Annotated in this window: 19 protein-coding genes; 13 read left to right on the top strand and 6 right to left on the bottom strand. The window is 43.3% G+C overall.

Annotated features, from left to right (window positions below):
• Positions 1 to 13: 13 nt before the first annotated feature.
• The gene (gene eno, locus ACHZC4_RS03775) at positions 14 to 1,294 is read left to right on the top strand and encodes a phosphopyruvate hydratase (protein ID WP_394752457.1); all 1,281 of its coding nucleotides are present in this window, start codon (positions 14 to 16) and stop codon (positions 1,292 to 1,294) included.
• A gap of 61 nt (positions 1,295 to 1,355) precedes the next feature.
• Positions 1,356 to 1,625, top strand: a complete 270-nt coding sequence (locus ACHZC4_RS03780; RefSeq protein ID WP_394752458.1) for a septum formation initiator family protein — start codon at positions 1,356 to 1,358, stop codon at positions 1,623 to 1,625.
• A gap of 43 nt (positions 1,626 to 1,668) precedes the next feature.
• Here ACHZC4_RS03780 and ACHZC4_RS03785 read toward each other — a convergent pair whose 3' ends face one another.
• The gene (locus ACHZC4_RS03785; protein ID WP_394752459.1) at positions 1,669 to 2,319 is read right to left on the bottom strand and encodes a hypothetical protein; all 651 of its coding nucleotides are present in this window, start codon (positions 2,317 to 2,319) and stop codon (positions 1,669 to 1,671) included.
• A gap of 788 nt (positions 2,320 to 3,107) precedes the next feature.
• Between ACHZC4_RS03785 and ACHZC4_RS03790 the strand changes: the two genes are divergently transcribed.
• The 11 genes from ACHZC4_RS03790 to hemH all read left to right on the top strand — a co-directional run bounded on the left by ACHZC4_RS03790 (position 3,108) and on the right by hemH (position 14,038).
• On the top strand, positions 3,108 to 4,466 hold the full coding sequence (locus tag ACHZC4_RS03790) for a Na(+)-translocating NADH-quinone reductase subunit A (RefSeq protein WP_394752460.1): 1,359 nt from the start codon (positions 3,108 to 3,110) through the stop codon (positions 4,464 to 4,466).
• A complete protein-coding gene (locus ACHZC4_RS03795; RefSeq protein ID WP_394752461.1) occupies positions 4,467 to 5,675 on the top strand; it encodes an NADH:ubiquinone reductase (Na(+)-transporting) subunit B in 1,209 nt (402 codons plus the stop codon).
• Positions 5,662 to 6,591, top strand: coding sequence for a Na(+)-translocating NADH-quinone reductase subunit C (locus tag ACHZC4_RS03800; RefSeq protein ID WP_394752462.1), 930 nt, complete (start codon positions 5,662 to 5,664; stop codon positions 6,589 to 6,591). The genes ACHZC4_RS03795 and ACHZC4_RS03800 overlap by 14 nt, the downstream gene beginning before the upstream one ends.
• Positions 6,588 to 7,295 carry an NADH:ubiquinone reductase (Na(+)-transporting) subunit D gene (locus ACHZC4_RS03805; protein ID WP_394752463.1) on the top strand — a complete coding sequence of 236 codons (708 nt, stop codon included), beginning with the start codon at positions 6,588 to 6,590 and terminating at the stop codon, positions 7,293 to 7,295. The genes ACHZC4_RS03800 and ACHZC4_RS03805 overlap by 4 nt, the downstream gene beginning before the upstream one ends.
• Positions 7,295 to 7,903, top strand: coding sequence for an NADH:ubiquinone reductase (Na(+)-transporting) subunit E (nqrE, locus tag ACHZC4_RS03810; protein ID WP_394752464.1), 609 nt, complete (start codon positions 7,295 to 7,297; stop codon positions 7,901 to 7,903). Before ACHZC4_RS03805 ends, nqrE begins: the two co-directional genes overlap by 1 nt.
• Before the next feature lie 9 nt (positions 7,904 to 7,912).
• On the top strand, positions 7,913 to 9,133 hold the full coding sequence (nqrF, locus tag ACHZC4_RS03815; RefSeq protein WP_394752465.1) for an NADH:ubiquinone reductase (Na(+)-transporting) subunit F: 1,221 nt from the start codon (positions 7,913 to 7,915) through the stop codon (positions 9,131 to 9,133).
• A 285-nt stretch (positions 9,134 to 9,418) separates the two neighbouring features.
• Positions 9,419 to 9,802, top strand: coding sequence for a DUF2845 domain-containing protein (locus ACHZC4_RS03820; RefSeq protein WP_394752466.1), 384 nt, complete (start codon positions 9,419 to 9,421; stop codon positions 9,800 to 9,802).
• Between the two features lie 46 nt (positions 9,803 to 9,848).
• Positions 9,849 to 10,034 (top strand): (Na+)-NQR maturation NqrM, encoded by a 186-nt coding sequence (gene nqrM, locus ACHZC4_RS03825; protein WP_394752467.1) that lies wholly within the window; start codon positions 9,849 to 9,851, stop codon positions 10,032 to 10,034.
• A 31-nt stretch (positions 10,035 to 10,065) separates the two neighbouring features.
• The gene (gene sbcB, locus ACHZC4_RS03830) at positions 10,066 to 11,526 is read left to right on the top strand and encodes an exodeoxyribonuclease I (RefSeq protein WP_394752468.1); all 1,461 of its coding nucleotides are present in this window, start codon (positions 10,066 to 10,068) and stop codon (positions 11,524 to 11,526) included.
• A 351-nt stretch (positions 11,527 to 11,877) separates the two neighbouring features.
• Positions 11,878 to 12,894 (top strand): tRNA pseudouridine(13) synthase TruD, encoded by a 1,017-nt coding sequence (truD, locus tag ACHZC4_RS03835; protein ID WP_394752469.1) that lies wholly within the window; start codon positions 11,878 to 11,880, stop codon positions 12,892 to 12,894.
• Between the two features lie 127 nt (positions 12,895 to 13,021).
• Positions 13,022 to 14,038: a ferrochelatase gene (gene hemH, locus ACHZC4_RS03840; protein ID WP_394752471.1), complete on the top strand. Its 1,017-nt coding sequence runs from the start codon at positions 13,022 to 13,024 to the stop codon at positions 14,036 to 14,038.
• A gap of 51 nt (positions 14,039 to 14,089) precedes the next feature.
• Here the strand turns inward: hemH and ACHZC4_RS03845 are convergent, their stop codons facing one another.
• The 5 genes from ACHZC4_RS03845 to ribE are packed head-to-tail and all read right to left on the bottom strand — an operon-like array spanning position 14,090 to position 17,798.
• On the bottom strand, positions 14,090 to 15,421 hold the full coding sequence (locus ACHZC4_RS03845; RefSeq protein ID WP_394752472.1) for a hemolysin family protein: 1,332 nt from the start codon (positions 15,419 to 15,421) through the stop codon (positions 14,090 to 14,092).
• A 47-nt stretch (positions 15,422 to 15,468) separates the two neighbouring features.
• Positions 15,469 to 15,966: a phosphatidylglycerophosphatase A gene (locus ACHZC4_RS03850; RefSeq protein ID WP_394752473.1), complete on the bottom strand. Its 498-nt coding sequence runs from the start codon at positions 15,964 to 15,966 to the stop codon at positions 15,469 to 15,471.
• Entirely contained in the window at positions 15,950 to 16,885 is a 936-nt protein-coding gene (gene thiL / locus ACHZC4_RS03855) for a thiamine-phosphate kinase (protein WP_394752474.1), read from the bottom strand. Before thiL ends, ACHZC4_RS03850 begins: the two co-directional genes overlap by 17 nt.
• Entirely contained in the window at positions 16,885 to 17,322 is a 438-nt protein-coding gene (gene nusB / locus ACHZC4_RS03860) for a transcription antitermination factor NusB (protein ID WP_394752475.1), read from the bottom strand. Before nusB ends, thiL begins: the two co-directional genes overlap by 1 nt.
• A complete protein-coding gene (gene ribE, locus ACHZC4_RS03865; RefSeq protein ID WP_394752476.1) occupies positions 17,322 to 17,798 on the bottom strand; it encodes a 6,7-dimethyl-8-ribityllumazine synthase in 477 nt (158 codons plus the stop codon). The genes nusB and ribE overlap by 1 nt, the downstream gene beginning before the upstream one ends.
• Positions 17,799 to 17,865 lie beyond the last annotated feature (67 nt).

A 17,865-nucleotide genomic window follows, 5' to 3' on the forward strand; every position in this document is an offset into this window, starting at 1 on the left:
GCAAAACAGCAACATGAGTAAAATCGTTGATATTAAAGCAAGAGAAATTTTAGATTCACGTGGTAACCCAACCTTAGAAACCGATGTTATTTTGGATTCTGGTATTGTTGGCAGTGCAATGGTGCCGTCTGGTGCATCCACCGGTGAGCGCGAAGCGATTGAATTACGCGATGGTGATAAAAATCGTTATTTAGGTAAAGGCGTGTTAAACGCAATTAACAACGTTAACACCGAAATCCGAGCTGCCATTGTGGGCTTGGATGCGAATGATCAACAAGCCATTGATAAAGCAATGATTGCATTAGATGGCACAGACAACAAAGCCCGTTTAGGCGCTAATGCCATTTTATCGGTTTCGATGGCGGTCGCTCATGCGGCTGCTAAAGATGCTGGCGTGCCTTTGTACCGTTACTTGAATCAATCCGGTAAATTCATTATGCCTGTGCCGATGATGAATATCATCAACGGTGGCTCACATGCGGATAACAGCGTTGATTTGCAAGAATTTATGATTTTGCCGGTCGGCGCGCCAACCTTCCGTGAAGCCATTCGTTACGGCGCGGAAGTGTTCCATAATTTAGCCAAAGTGTTAAAAAACCGTGGATTGGCAACCACCGTAGGCGATGAAGGTGGTTTTGCACCTAACTTGTCTTCTAACGAAGAAGCCATTGAAGTTATTTTAGAAGCCATTGAAAAAGCGGGATATAAAGCCGGTGTCGATATTTTCTTAGGCATGGATGCAGCGGCTTCTGAATATTACAAAAACGGTCGTTATGAATTATCGGCTGAAGGCCGTAGCTTTAATTCAGCGGAAATGAATGATTTTTTTGTGGAATGGGTCAATAAATACCCGATTATTTCCATAGAAGATGGCTTGGATCAAAATGATTGGGCGGGCTGGAAAGACCAAACCGAAAAATTGGGCAATCGTGTGCAATTGGTCGGTGATGATTTATTCGTGACCAATCCAAAAATCTTGCAAGAAGGTATTGATAAAGGCATTGCTAATTCAATTTTGATTAAAGTCAATCAAATCGGTACTTTAACTGAAACCTTGGCGGCGATTGATATGGCGCATGCAGCAGGCTATACAGCTGTGGTGTCACACCGTTCTGGCGAAACCGAAGATACTACAATTGCTGATTTAGCGGTTGCTACCGGCACTGGCCAAATTAAAACTGGCTCATTAAGCCGTTCTGACCGTGTTGCTAAATACAATCGCTTGATGAAAATCGAAGAAGAGTTAGGCGATTTGGCGGTGTATGCAGGCCGCAGCGCTTTTAGAATGCTGTAATATAAGCTCAGAAACAAGGGGAATTACTTTCTAGGTATTTCCTCTTGTTAACCCAAAAACTATGAAAATTTTGATGTTTATTATGCTGTCGCTCATCGTTCATCTCCAATATCGATTATGGGTTGGCGATGCGAGCCTTGCGCAGATTAAAACTTACCAGCAGCGTCTTGATGAGTTAAAGACACTGGCTACAGAAAAACAAGAACGTAATCAGGCGCTTTATGCTGAAGTTTTAGATTTAAGAAAAGGCCAGGAAGCCATTGAGGAAAGAGCGCGCGATGAATTAGGAATGATTAAAGAGGGTGAGACTTTTTTTCAAGTTATTGATTAATAGGGTATAGATTGGTAAATAATGTTAACGGAGAGCTTAATATTCAGCTTCTCTTTTTGTGCGCAAAACTAAGCGCTGTCAAGCTAATACCCACTAATCCCATTAATGCGGGTTCGGGAATATTTGTGGCTTGATTGTCGGTAGGAAAGCTAATGGCATCCACGCTTAAATCCCAGCCAGACGCGCCATTAACCTCTAGTGCAAGTGTTCCACCACCTTTAATGGCAAGCAGTTGCTCGGAACTAAGTGCGAACGACATAGGCTTGTGAGTATTAGCTGAAATACCAAACTTTACTAATTCTGCGTTATTGAGTAAAAACTTTAAGTTGGTTGGATTGTCAGCTTTAATAGAGGCAAAATCAAAAGTAGCACTTTTAGCGCCAAACAATAAATCACTTTTAAGAAGCCATGAAACGGTAACTTGACTATTTTCGCCTATACCATTACTTATATTTAGGACGCCATAAGATATTGTCGCTGCGCTTTGTGGTGGCTGGCTAAAGGTAAGCAAATTGTGGCTGAGCGTGCGCACTTCATTAGTAACAAAAATGGGTGAGTTGTCTGCTGTGCTATCTTTTATGGGTTGTTGATCGACAGAAAAATTATCAATAACAATTATGCTTGCATAAGTGGGCGTGTTGAGCAATAGCCCAAGCACAAATATCGCCTGAGCAAGCGTTTTTTTGGTATACATTTAGGTGGACTCCTTACGTTAAACAATAACACAATAATCATGCTACACGCCATGAATAGTAAAGCAATGTTCGTGCCAATACATAACATACTGTTTATATTAAATTTTATTTTTTTTGCTTGTGATGATTGTAAAAAAAAATGACATATTTTCGAAAGGCGATTTAGGGTTTAGTGCTATATGTTTCTAATAACTTGTGATTTTGTAAAGTTTATTTTAAATGTAAAAGAAATAGACGCAAAATGACCTATATTGGCGGATACTTTTGTTATCCACTTGCAAACTTCAAGTTAACGGCTAGAAATAGGGGCGTAGCGCATCTTAATTCTATACCCAAAATATCTCATGCGATAATTTAGGGCGTCACTAAAATAAGGAGATTTAAGTCTATTGTCTTTAATGTTACATTGCTGTTAGTTTAATTTTTATAATGATTTCACTATTGTCTTTTTTAAGTTTTACGGATGGCTAGAAGAAAGCAGTGCTGGTGCAATTTTTTTAACGGGGAGTAAAACTGTCGAATTTTAATATAACTTCCTGTTATATCGTTATATTATGGGTTTAATGGTGGGATTTCAAGCATGAAAATAATAGAATCGGATAATAATTTACGCTAGTTATCAATTTTTTTCGCAATTCTTATCACGTACTTGGGGTTTGCTGTTGTTGAGAAAACAGCGTTTTTATGGTGTAATACCGACGTTTTTGGTCTTAATACGCCTTTTGTTTTGTATTAAATAAAAGGCATTGATTTTGCCGCACAAAGTTTGGAGAGCAGGCTTATTACAATGCAATTTTTTATTAAAAAAGGTTTGGATTTACCCATTACGGGAAGTCCCAAGCAAGTTATTGGGGATGGCAATCCAGTTAAATCTGTTGCTATCTTGGGTATGGATTACGTAGGTATGAAGCCTACGATGATGGTCAGTGAGGGCGACAAGGTCAAACTTGGGCAAGCACTCTTTTCTGACAAGAAAAATCCTGGATGTCTATTTACTTCGCCCGGTGCTGGTATTGTTAAATCAATCAATCGTGGTGACAAACGTGTCTTGCAATCGGTAGTGGTTGAGCTGCAAGGCGATGAACAAGAAACTTTCTTAACTGTAAAAGATTCTGAACTGGCCAGCTTAACGGTTGAGCAAATTAAAGCTAATCTGATTGCTTCGGGTTTGTGGACGGCTTTGCGTACTCGGCCTTATGGCAAGATTCCAACGCTGACTGCCAAGCCTAAGAGCATTTTCGTTACCGCTATCGATACCCGTCCTTTGGCCGCTGATCCGGTTGTGGTCATTAAAGCACGCGGTAACGATTTTGCTAATGGTTTGGCTGTTATTGCCAAATTAACAGATGGCAAGACCTATGTTTGTAAAGCAACCGGCGCTAATATTGCCGTAGGCAGCACGCCTTCAGTGGTCGTGGCTGAGTTTTCAGGCTTACATCCAGCGGGATTGCCTAGCACACACATTCATTTTATTGATCCGGTCAGTATTGATACTGTCGTGTGGACAATTGATTACCAAGCGGTTATCGCTATCGGTGCTTTGTTTACCACGGGTAAGTTAAACGTTGAAAGAATTGTGTCTTTAGCAGGGCCTACGGTTAAAAATCCACGTTTAGTGCGTACCCGTGTGGGGGCTAACTTAACTGATTTGGTCGCTAATGAGCTGGAAGCGGTGGAAAATCGTGTGATTTCTGGTTCAGTATTGTATGGCCATATCGCTGAAGGTTGGGCAAATTATTTAGGCTGTTACAGTAATCAGGTCTCGGCGTTGCAAGAAGGCCGTGCGCGTGAATTGTTCGGCTGGATAGTGCCTGGTAAAGACAAGTATTCGGCATTGGATGTTTACACCTCCAGTATAGATCGCAAAAAAGGCATAGACCGCAAGTTCCCGTTGACGACAGACAAAAATGGCAGTAACCGTGCGATTGTACCGGTGGGTATTTACGAAACCGTGATGCCGTTGGATATTTTATCGACACCGTTATTAAAATCTTTGGTGGTAGGCGATTCTGATCAGGCGCAATTGTTGGGTTGTCTGGAATTGGATGAAGAGGATATGTCTCTCTTTACGTTTGTTGATCCCGGTAAACATGATTTTGCACCGGTATTACGGGCCAATTTAACTAAAATCGAGAAGGAAGGGTAAATGTCGGCTAGAGATATTTTAGATAGCATAGAGCCGCATTTTACAAAAGGCGGTAAGCTTGAGAAGTATTACGGTCTCTACGAGATGGTGGATACTTTTATATACACACCTGCCGATGTGACGCGCGGTTCAACGCACGTCCGTGATGGCAATGATTTAAAGCGCACCATGACTTTTGTGGTGATTGGTACGCTGTTTTGCGTATTGATGGCTATGTACAATACCGGTTATCAAGCCAACCATGCCATGGAAGTGATGGGCTTGGCGCAGATAGACAACTGGCGCAGCATGATTATGTCGGTGTTTGGCTATAATGCGGCCAATCCGTTATCCAATATGGTGCATGGTGCGTTGTACTTTTTACCTATTTACATCATTACCTTAGCGGTAGGCGGTGTGTGGGAAGTGGTATTTGCTACCGTGCGTGGCCATGAAGTCAACGAAGGCTTCTTGGTATCGTCCATGCTGTATACCTTGATTATGCCGCCCGACATGCCGTTATGGCAGGTTGCACTGGGTATTTCTTTCGGTATTGTTATCGGTAAAGAAGTGTTTGGCGGAACTGGTAAAAACTTTTTGAACCCTGCGTTAACCGGCCGTGCATTTTTGTATTTTGCCTATCCTGCTTCTATTTCCGGTGACGCTGTGTGGGTTGCTGTGGATGGTTATACCGCAGCGACACCTTTGGCACTGGCGGCTAACGGTGGTTTGGATGCCGTGTATGCGGCAGGTTATAGCTGGATGCAATCGTTTTTGGGCTTTGAACCTGGCTGTTTGGGCGAAACATCTACCTTGGCGATCTTAATCGGCGCAGCGTTTTTGCTCTACACCCGTGTGGCTTCGTACCGCATTATCGGTGGTGTATTTGCCGGTATGGTAGCGATGTCCTTGTTGTTTAACGTGATTGGTAGCGATACCGACCCCATGTTCTCTATCCCCTGGTACTGGCATTTGACCATGGGTGGCTTCGCGTTTGGTATGGTGTACATGGCGACTGACCCTGTCAGTGCTGCGATGACCGATACCGGTCGTTGGGTTTACGGGGCATTGGTGGGCATCATGACTGTGTTGATTCGCGTGGTTAACCCTGCGTTTCCAGAAGGCATTATGCTGGCTATTTTATTTTCCAATATGTTTGCCCCAACCATAGATTACTTCGTTATTCAGGCCAACATTAGACGGAGGATGAAACGCCATGCTAAAGTCTGAGCAATATCAAAAATTATGTGCCACACTCGATAAGTGTGAGCATTATCAAAAGTTTAAAGCCTACAAAGATAAAGTACTTGCCTTAGGCAATGACAGTCTGGAAAAAACATTCGCTATCGCGGTTGCGCTGTGCTTAGTGTGTGCAGTATTGGTATCATTTGGCGCTGTGGCGTTAAAACCGATGCAAGTCTACAACAAGTCTTTGGATATGAAGAAGAATATCCTGGATGTGGCGGGCTTACTGGAAGACGGTGCCGATATTGATAAAGCCTTTTCTGAACGTATTGAACCGAAACTGGTCGATTTAGAAACCGGTAGCTATGTCGATAACATGGATGCTGACGCTTACGACCAACGCAAAGCGGCTAAAGATCCTGCGCAAAGCATCGCTATCCCTAAAACTAAAGACGTTGCCCATATTCGTGTAAAAGCTAAAGTGGCCAAAGTGTTTTTGGTAAAAGACGGCGAAAAAATCAAATCTATCATCTTGCCAGTGAGTGGTTATGGCCTGTGGTCTACACTGTACGGCTTTTTGTCGCTGGATTCTGACGGCCAAACCGTGCAAAGCATCAACTTTTATGACCAAGCTGAAACACCGGGATTAGGCGGTGAAGTCGTTAATCCAAAATGGCGTGCATTATGGAAAGGCAAAAAAGTCTATGCGGAAACTGAGCAACATTCGTTCGATAAAGGCTCGGTGGAAGGCGCTGATTTTGGCGAACCTGCTTTGCATCTGATTAAAGGCGTAGTGGATAACAACAAGCCAGAAGCCATCTATGAAGTTGACGGCTTGGCAGGCGCAACATTAACCAGCACCGGGGTTACTAATTTGGTCAGATACTGGATGAGCGAAGAAGGTTTTGCCAAGTATTTGAACAAGGTAAGAACCGTTAAGCTTAAGGAGGCCAAATCATGAGTGCGATATTAAATGATGAGCTAAAAAATAAACTGATCAATGACGAAACTAAAAAAGTCTTGATCGCACCGTTGGTCAACGACAACCCGATTACCTTACAGGTGTTGGGGATTTGTTCGGCGCTGGCGGTAACTTCGCAGATGACCACGTCTTTGATTATGGCGTTGGCGTTAACCTTGGTGACGGCGTTTTCCAGCGCGGCCATCAGTGCGATTAGAAATCATATTCCCAGCAGCATCCGTATTATTGTCCAGATGACCATTATTGCTTCTTTGGTCATTGTGGTGGATCAGGTGCTAAAGGCAGTGGCTTACGATGTCAGTAAATCTTTGTCGGTATTCGTTGGTTTGATTATTACCAACTGTATCGTCATGGGTCGTGCGGAAGGTTATGCCATGAAGAACCCGCCCATCGAAAGTTTTATGGACGGTATCGGCAATGGCGCGGGTTACAGCCTGATCTTAATTATTGTAGCGTTTTTTAGAGAAACCTTAGGGTCTGGAAAATTGCTGGGGTTTGAAGTCTTTAAATTGACCAAAGATGGCGGCTGGTATGATCCTAACGGCTTGATGCTGTTACCACCTAGCGCGTTTTTCATCATTGGTTTAATCATTTGGTCTGTGCGTCAGTGGAAGCCAGAACAACAGGAAAAAATCGACTTTAAAATTTTGGATATAGCGCACGGTGAAGGGGGACATCACTGATGGAAGCTTATGTAAGTTTATTTGTAAAAGCGGTTTTTATTGAAAATTTGGCGCTGTCCTTCTTTTTAGGCATGTGTACGTTTATTGCGGTGTCCAAAAAGATTTCTACCGCAATGGGTTTAGGTGTAGCGGTTATGGTGGTGCAAGCCATTACTGTACCGGCCAACAACTTTGTTTACCATGCCTTGTTGCAAGAAGATGCTCTGTCGTGGATGGGCATTAAAGGTGTGGATTTAAGCTTTTTGGCGTTGCTAAGCTGCATCGGTATGATTGCAGCGCTGGTGCAAATTTTAGAAATGGTGTTAGACAAGTTTTTCCCCGCCTTGTATTTTGCTCTGGGTATTTTCTTACCGTTAATCACGGTAAACTGCGCGATTTTAGGCGGCAGTTTGTTCATGATTGAACGCGATTATAACTTTGGCGAAAGCGTCACTTACGGTGTTGGCAGTGGCCTAGGTTGGGCATTGGCAATTACCGTGATGGCAGGCGTGCGCGAAAAACTTAAATACAGTGATATCCCCGTAGGTTTACAAGGTCTGGGTATTACGTTTATTACCGCAGGTCTGATGTCGCTTGGCTTCATGGCTTTCTCTGGAATCCAACTTTAAGGGGCTGTCATGCTGGAAATTTTGTTAGGGATTATTATTTTCACGGGATTCGTGATTGCACTGGTGTTTGGTATTATCGGTGCAAAGAGTAAATTAGTGGCAGAAGGTGACGTTGAAATTCTCATTAATAATGAAAAGAAAATTCACGTCCCTGTAGGATCAAAATTATTGGGTGCGTTGGCGGATAACGGTTTATTTGTGTCCTCTGCGTGCGGCGGCGGCGGTACCTGTGGCCAGTGTAAAGTAAAGATACACTCAGGTGGCGGCGAAATCTTGCCAACTGAGTTAAGCCACATCACCAAGCGAGAAGCTGCCCACGGTGAGCGTCTGTCTTGCCAGGTGTCTGTTAAGCACAATATGAACATTGAAGTCGAAGACGAAGTGTTCGGTATTAAAAAATGGGAATGCACCGTTAAGTCCAACAATAACGTGGCCACTTTTATTAAAGAATTGGTGTTGGATTTGCCAGAAGGCGAAGCCATTAACTACCGTGCCGGTGGATTTATTCAGATTGAATGTCCGCCGCATGTGGCTAAGTACAGCAATTTTGATGTTGAAGAAGAGTACCGTGAAGACTGGGATAAATTCAATTTGTGGCGCTATGTATCCACAGTGAAAGAACCCGCGTTGCGTGCTTATTCGATGGCGAGTTACCCAGTCGAAAAAGAAATCATGCTTAACGTGCGGATTGCAACACCGCCGCCGCGTGCTGATGAAAGCGTACCGCCGGGCATTATGTCATCATATATCTTTGATTTGAAACCCGGTGACAAATGTACTATTTCAGGGCCTTATGGTGAGTTTTTTGCCAAGGAGACTGAGGCTGAGATGATCTTTGTCGGTGGTGGTGCAGGTATGGCACCGATGCGTTCGCACATTTTTGACCAGTTACGCCGGATTAAATCCAAGCGTAAGATGTCTTTTTGGTATGGCGCTCGTAGCAAACGCGAAATGTTCTATGTGGAAGATTTTGATATGTTGGCCAAGGAAAACCCCAATTTTACCTGGCATGTCGGTTTGTCGGATGCCTTGCCTGAAGACAACTGGACAGGTTATAAGGGTTTTATCCATAACGTGTTGTTTGAAAACTATTTGAAAAACCATCCAGCCCCCGAAGATTGTGAATACTATCTGTGTGGGCCGCCTATGATGAACACCGCTGTGATCAAGATGTTGATCGACAACGGCGTGGAACCTGAAAGCATTATGCTGGATGATTTTGGCGGTTAAGCAGGACGCTATGTAAATTAGTGATTGTTTTAGATGAATGCTTAATGAAAACCCTGTACTTAAGTACAGGGCTTTTTTTATGGGTAAATTACTAAGGGTGCATGGGTGTTTTTTTAGAGGGAATAAAAGTTATTTATTGTTGGGTTTACCCTGTATATTTTTCAAAAGAGAGTGAACGCTTGTTTTAAGTTCAGCTCTTATTCATATTAATAACGTAATATGATCTAGGTATTGTAAAATAAAATGGGTTTTGCTCGGAATTAATACAGCTGAATAGGTGCTACGATGAAGGGTTTGCATGGATTTATCTTTTTATTGTGTATGTCGTTTTCACAACAGCTATTCGCTTTAAAATGCGAACACAGAATAGTGGAACCGGGTGATTTTAAACAATTCGTTTACGATTTATGCGGTGAGCCTGCCTCTGCTTCATTTCATGTGGAAAGACGGCAAGTTTTCAATGATGCTCACATCAGACAATTTGGTTTCGGTAATAACCGCCAATTTCAAAATAATAGGTTCAATTATGGCCAAGCGTACGGGCAGGAAGTAGATATACTGGTAGATGAATGGATATATGATTTTGGCCATTCCCGCCTGCGCCAATATCTACGCTTTGAAAATGACCAGCTAAAAGAAATTAGAGACTTGGGGCGTGGCCGTAATTGATGCGTTATACTATAACAATGTTTTAATTACTTATTCAGGTGTCATCATGACTTATTTTCTTGTAACTTTTGTATTCATGCTAATTGTTATCGGTTTAATGGCGATAGGCGTTATGTTTGGACGTCGCGCCATTAAAGGTTCTTGTGGCGGTGTTAATAGTGCGGCTTGTGTGTGTCTTAAAAAATGCGCAGCCCGAAAAAAAGTAGAAGCGGAAGGTCAGGTAGAAATTTGATTACCTCATGCTTTCATGTGTTTGAAATGTAATGGCTGAAGCACACAGTTTTTTTTGGCACGACTACGAAACCTTTGGTATAGACCCGCAGCGTGATAGGCCTTCGCAATTTGCTGGTATTCGTACCGATGCCGATTTCAATATCATTGATGAACCCACAAGCTTTTATTGCAAGCCGCCAGCGGATTATTTGCCGCAACCGGATGCTTGTCTGGTTACCGGTATTACGCCACAGTTAGCTGAGCAGCAAGGTGTCTGTGAAGCAGAATTTATTCAGCGTGTGTATGCACTGTTTTCAAAACCCAACACCTGTGTATTAGGGTATAACACCCTGCGTTTTGATGATGAGTTCACCCGCAACTGCCTGTACCGTAATTTTTACGATCCCTATGAACGCGAATATAAAAACGGTAACTCCCGCTGGGATTTGATTGATATCGTTCGGGCTGCCAAAGCCTTGCGCCCTGAGGGTATCGTTTGGCCATATAATCACGAGGAAGACCGCCCCAGCTTTAAACTGGAAGGGCTGACTAAAGCAAATAATATTGCCCATGAGAGGGCGCACGATGCGCTGTCCGATGTGTATGCCACCATTGCCATCGCCAAATTGGTAAAGGCCGCGCAACCTAAGCTATACCAATTTCTTTGGCTGCATCGCCTAAAATCAGAAGCGATTAACTTGTTGCAATTCGGCAGTTTTAAGCCCGTTGTACATATTTCTGGCAAATATCCTGCACGTAAAAATTGTCTGGCGATTGTGCTGCCGGTGTGTCGTCACCCTACCAATACCAATGGCATGGTGGTTTATGACCTTTCGGTTGATCCGGAACCGATGTTGTCGTTATCAGTGGAGGAAATTCAGCGCCGCATTTTTACTGCAAAAGTAGATTTACCCGAAGGTGTTGGGCGCATCCCGCTTAAAACTGTGCATATTAATAAATGTCCGGTATTGGCGCCGATTTCTGTCATCAGGCCAGAAGATGCGCAGCGCTTGGAGATTGATTTGGCGCTGTGCCAAAAGCACATCGATAAAATCCAGCAAGCCAGTGGTTTGGCAGAAAAGTTGTCTGCGGTATTTACCAGTAGCTATGGCGAATGGGATGATATATCCGATCCTGATTTAGCAATCTACACAGGTGGCTTTTTTTCTGAAGCTGATAAACAGGAAATGGCTAAAATTCGCACGATAGCGCCGGAGCAACTGGCGACTAAGGGTTTTAGCTTTACTGACGCTCGGCTAGAAGAAATGTTGTTCCGCTATCGTGCCCGTAATTATCCTGAAACGCTTAATACGAATGAGCAGCAACAATGGCAAAATTTTTGTCGCGCCCGTTTAATAGGTGATTTACCCAGTGCCAGCAGTACTTTTAAAGATTACTTTGCCCGGTTACAGGCATTAAAAAATGCTGATGGTGTTGATCACAGTATTTTAGAGTCATTACAGCAGTATGCACTTGAGAAAATGCGCAGGTTAGGTATCAATGATGTTTAATCGCTGTGTGATAGTAGGTATTTAGTCAGGAATCATAAAGCGTCGATGTTATGACTCAAAAAAATAATAATTTTCAAGTTCAGTTGTAATAATTTCCCACGTTTTTATTTAAAAGCCAAGAACGTGCTTGATACATGGATTATTGGCATTTCAACCATAGCCATTCAATCTTTGGCTACCAACTAAGACGGGACATCCGTTCGCCCTTGTCGAAGGGTTTGTTTGTTCATGGTTCGACAAGCTCACCACGAACGGCTTTTTTAAATTGTTCCGTCTTGGTAGCCCAATCTTTGATTCGTGTTGTCTTTTTAGCGGCCCAGCCGTTACTAGATTTTATCTTTTTGAGTCGCTATGAATATTGATTTACCTACTTGGCCGTATGTTAATGGCTCACCTTCAGGCACTGGCAACATCCGTATCGTGCCGGAAGATTTTGTCGTGATGGAAAATTTGTCGTTTGTGCCTTCCGGTAGCGGTGAACATGCCTTCTTGCAATTACAAAAAACCGGTGAAAATACCGAGTTTGTGGCAAGGCAATTAGCCAGATTTGCCGATGTCCGGCAACGTGATATTGGTTATGCGGGTCTTAAAGATCGTCATGCCGTGACCACACAATGGTTTAGTGTCTGGTTGCCAGGAAAGGCTGATCTAGATTGGATGCTATTGGAATCGGATAAAATTAAGGTGTTGCAGTCAGTGCGTCATGCACGAAAACTAAAGCGCGGCGTGTTGTCCGGCAATAGTTTTAAGATCACCGTGCGGGATTGGCAAGGCGATAAAGTAAAAACGTTGCAACAACTGGAAGCCATGAAGGTGCAAGGTATTGCCAATTATTACGGTTCGCAGCGGTTTGGCCACGACGGGCAAAATATCAATAAGGCCTTGGCGATGTTTCAAGGCGCAAAAGTGGGGCGAGAGCAGCGTAGCCTTTATCTTTCTGCGGCACGGTCGTTTTTGTTCAATCAGATTCTAGGTGCTCGTGTGGTTGATGGCAGCTGGAATCAGGCTTTGGCCGATGATACTTATATGTTTGATGGTTCGCACAGCAGTTTTAAAGCAGAACAACCCGATGCTGAGATTGTCCGCCGACTTGCAGAACAAGCCATACATCCGACGGGTATCTTGTGGGGTATAGCCAAGCCGATGCTGCCTTTGAATAGGCTGGAACAGGCGGTGATTGATTGTTATCCGGAGCTTGCTCAGGGTTTGCTTGCTTGCGGCGTAGAAATGGCTCGGCGTGCTTTGCGCATTAATGTGCAGGATTTGCACTGGCAGTTTGTAGATGATATTACATTAGAGCTTGAGTTTAGTTTGCCTGCGGGGTGTTATGCAACAGCATTGTTGCGGGAGATTATTGTTTTGCCGTAATTGTCTGATGATTGCAGGGAATCTTAGTTTTTAAAACCAATCTGTTTCATCCCCTTAGCATCTTGCTATTCGAGTATAATTTCAATAAAACCTCTTTGTGACGCAGCGTTGAAAAGGCAAACCATCAATGAAACAAAAAACCGCCATACTGCTTTTAAATTTAGGTACCCCCGATAGCCCCAGCCGCTGGCATGTAAGGCGTTATTTAGGCCAATTTCTCAATGACCCAAGAGTTATTGATATTCCCTGGTTAGCTAGAAAAATACTGGTCAACTGTATTATTGTGCCGTTTCGGGCGGGTAATTCCTCAAAACTCTATAAAGCTATTTGGGATAAGGAAACCGGCTCACCTTTATTGATGAATACGCTGGCATTGCAAAAAAAATTACAGGCAGCCGTGGGCGATGGCATTAGCGTAGAAATGGCCATGCGCTACAAGAATCCTGGTATGGATGTTGTATTGGAGCGTATGCGCCAGCAAGGCTATCATAAGATTATTGTTTTTCCGTTGTTTCCTCAATATGCCTCCAGCAGTACTGGCAGTGCCTTGCAGCGTTTTATGGAAATTGTCAGCAAATGGTGGGTGATTCCGGAAATTAAAATGGTTTCGCAATATTTTGATAACGACGATTTTATCAATTGCATCGTCAATCGGGCTAAAAAATATGATCTTACTCAATACGACCATATTATTTTTAGCTATCACGGTTTGCCGGAAAGACAAGTTGATAAAGTCTATAACGATGGTGCTTTATGCAAACATCACCACTGCGAAGACGGTTTAACCGACAGCAATTATTATTGCTACAAAGCCGCGTGTTACCAAACTACCAAGGCCATTGTTGAAAAACTTAATATACCTCAAGATAAATATACTTTGAGTTTTCAAAGCCGCTTGAATAATAAATGGTTAACGCCGTTTACGGATAAAATTATTGAAGAACTGGGGGTAAAAGGCGCTAAAAAACTGCTGGTTTTTTCGCCGGCATTTACAGCCGATTGCCTGGAAACACTTTATGAGATTGGCATAGAATATCAAGAAATTTTTCACAAACATGGTGGTGAAAAAATTCAATTGGTCGAAAGCCTGAACAGCGGTGATGATTGGGTTGAGACTATCAAAAAGATAGCACTATCAGGCTAACCACGAAATGCCCTATGAGTTATCTTAGGTATTGTCTACATCGGCGTAAATTTAAACGTCATCTAAGTCCATTGTCTCAATGGGGTAGATTTTGACAAAAGCGACGCGTGAACCATTCATTTTTGTGATGAGGACATTAAATTGTTTAAATTCAATCTCTTGGCCTTCCAAAGGGATATCACGCAATTTAGCCATAATAAGCCCACCTATAGAAACCTCATCCTCCAGTTCAAGTTCTTCGTTCTCAATGTCGATGCCTAAAATCCGTTCCAATGAGAAAATGGGTAAACTGCCTTTGCCCGTCAGTGTGCCGTCATCAAGCCGTATCCAGTCCTGGTTATTTTGACGGAATTCATCGCGTATTTCTCCAACCATGGCACTTAACAAATTATCTAATGTGATAAAGCCTTGCGGTTTGTGGCCTTTTTGGCCAATGATGGCAAAATGGGACGCGCCCATACGAAAATGACGGAATAACTCAAGCGAAGGAGTGCTGGGTGAAATATATTGAATCGGCCGCAGGTAGTTATCTAAGTCGTCAATTGTTTTGTCTTCTTGCTGGGCGAAAAACAAATCTTTCAAATGAATCACTCCTAAAACGTCAACATTATTAGTGTCAAAATAAGGGTAACGGCTGTAGCGGTTTTGAGCTATGGTTTTTAGATTTTCCTGCAAGGACTTGTTACGGTGTAAGGCAGTAAGCTCGTGGATGGGGCGCATGAGGTCAGATACCTCCAGTTCACTGAAATCGAGTGTTTTGGCTAGAATATTCCATTCGTCGCGGCTAAAGCGATCATCTGGACAATTGTTACGCAAAATAATCTTAAGTTCGTCCGAGGAATAATGCGCATCATTGCCGTGGGCATTATTTAAACGAAATACGTACAATATCAAATTGGCACTGGAATTGAGTAACCAAATAGCCGGATACATGAGCCAATAAAACGCATATAGCGGCACAGCGCTCCATAAGCCTATTTTTTCCGGGTTACGAATCGCGATCGATTTAGGTGCAAGCTCACCCACTACAATGTGTAAAAATGAGATTGTCGAAAACGCAAAAGTAAATGCAATGCCGTGTATCAGCTCTGGTGAAATGACACCTATCCTGATGAATAATGGTTCTAACAGGTTGGCAAAGGCGGGTTCGCCAACCCAGCCCAAACCTAGCGAAGCCAAGGTAATACCCAACTGGCATGCGGATAAGTAGGCATCAAGTTTTGCATGTACTTTGCCTAGAATACGACCACGAAATCCTTGGGTTTTAACTATGGCCCGAAGACGCGTTTGCCGCAGCTTGACAAGACCGAACTCAGCGGCCACAAAGAAGCCGTTGAGGGCGACTAGCAACAAAGCGATAATGATCGGCAAAAGATTATTCATAAACCGGCAAACGATACGATAGACAATCTAGGGGTGCAAACAATGGCTTAAAAAATCCACATCAATATCAAGCCTGCAAAAATTCCCGCCAGCACATCATCCAGCATAATGCCAAAACCGCCGTGTACTTTTTGATCGACCCATTTAATGGGCCAGGGTTTGATAATATCGAAAATTCTGAATAATACAAAACCGACTAGAGTAGCTTGCCAGCTAAAAGGCACAAACCATAGTGTAATCAGGTAGCCTGCCACTTCATCCCAAACGATGCCGCCAAAATCGTGTTCGCCCAATTTGTCGGCAGCAATACCACACACGCTAATACCGATTAGCGTTAGGATTATAGTCAGAATGCTGTAAACCAATAATGGCGTTTGTGCGAAAAGTAAATACACAGGAATGGCGGCTACCGTGCCGCAAGTTCCTGGGGCTTTTTTAGCTAAGCCGGAGCCAAAACCGAAAGCTAAAAATAAAACCGGGTCGGTTAGAATCTGTTTGGGGGTGAGCTGGTTTTTACCGTATGTTGCATTAATTAAAGTGCTCAAAACCTGTCATCTCCAAGGGCGAAAGTGTACCTGATTTATGGAGCCGTAACCCCGATTGAGCTTCTATGATACCAATTTTATGGCAGAGCACGCTTAATTGTGCGGCTTTTTCGGGGCTTACCGTAAAGCATAACTCATAGTCATCGCCTGCATTTAATGGCAAAAGCCAGTCATCGGTATCAATTATATAAGTTTGTACGGCAGATGACAGCGGCAATGCCTCCCAGTCAAGGCATGCCCCGACCTGGCTTTTTTGCAAGATATGGCCTAAATCAGCCGCCAAACCGTCTGATATATCAATACAGGCATTGGCAACTCCGATTAAGACCAGGCCCGTTTCAATTTGAGGATTGGGGCAGTTGAAGTGTTTTAGCGCTTCATCTGGATGGTTACAGGCATAGCCCTGAGTTATTTTTAGACCCAATCCGGCATCGCCCAAATGTCCTGTAACGTAAATAAAATCGCCCACTTTGGCTGATGATCTCTTTAAGGCTTTGCCTTGTGGTACCAAACCTAACGCTTGCACCGTTAAAGTCAATGGTCCTGACGTGGTATCGCCACCGATTAGCTCAACACCATAGTGCTGCGCTAAGTTTAAAAAACCTTTGGCAAAAGCTGCAAGCCAGTCTTCATTTACTTTGGGTAAGGTGAGTGCCAGGGTTACCGAGATAGGTTTTGCACCCATGGCGGCCAAATCACTCAAATTTACGGCAAGCAATTTGTGGCCAAGTTGTTCAGGATCAGTACCGGCAAAAAAATGCACGTTTTCCACCATGGTATCGGTGGTGATGGCTAATTCAAACCCAGAAGGAATGTTTAATAGCGCACAGTCATCGCCTATGCCTAATTGAGTGGTGCTATTTTTTAGTGTTTGCTGGCAAAAAAAACGCTCAATCAGGCCAAACTCGGATAGCGACATTATTTGGCGGCGGCTTTCATCTTGATTTCAACCGCTCGGCTTTGCTGGGCAATTTTATCTAAAATGCCATTAACATACTTGTGGCTGCCATCGGCACCAAACAGTTTGGCCAGATTAATACCTTCATTTATGACCACACGGTAGGGCATATCCAGTCGGTGCAATAATTCATAAACACTGAGTCTTAGGATAGCTCTTTCGACAGGATCAATGGTATCTACCGGCCTATCGACAAATTCAGTTAAGGCTTTATCAATAGTGTCCAGATGTTCAGGTACGCCGTGAAACAGTTCTGCGAAGTAGCTTTTTTGGCTGTCTTTAAGGCGGTCTTCTTCATGAAATTGGACTTCAATTTCAGTGAGATTTTGTCCGGTCATTTGCCATTGGTATAAGGCTTGTACAGCGGCTTTTCTGGCATTGGTACGTGCTTGGCTCATTATACTTCCAGGTTTTTAAGCAAACTGACCATTTCAATGGCAGATAAAGCAGCTTCTGCACCTTTATTGCCAGCTTTAGTACCTGCACGTTCTATGGCTTGCTCAATAGTATCCACCGTTAATACCCCAAAGCTAACCGGAATATTATATTGCAAAGCCGCGTGGCCAATGCCTTTTACGCACTCACCCGCTACATATTCAAAATGCGGTGTGCCGCCACGAATAACAGCGCCTAAGGCAATAATAGCATCATATTTTTTGCTGGCAGCGACACGCTGTATCACTAAAGGTAATTCAAAAGCGCCCGGTGCTTTAACAAGATGAATATCATCTTTATTGGCACCATGACGCACTAAGGCATCGATAGCACCGGCTTCCAGTTGGTCGACAATAAAACTGTTAAAGCGCGATACGACTAAGCAAAATTTGCCGCCTTGTGCTGATAATGTGCCTTCAAATGTCTTTACTGTTGACATGGTTCTCTCTGTAATAATGTTGCAATTGAATTTATTTGCATTGAAAATTTACGTGTAGTGTAATTTA

Source organism: Crenothrix sp. (assembly GCF_043729335.1).
Classification (GTDB): domain Bacteria; phylum Pseudomonadota; class Gammaproteobacteria; order Methylococcales; family Methylomonadaceae; genus Crenothrix.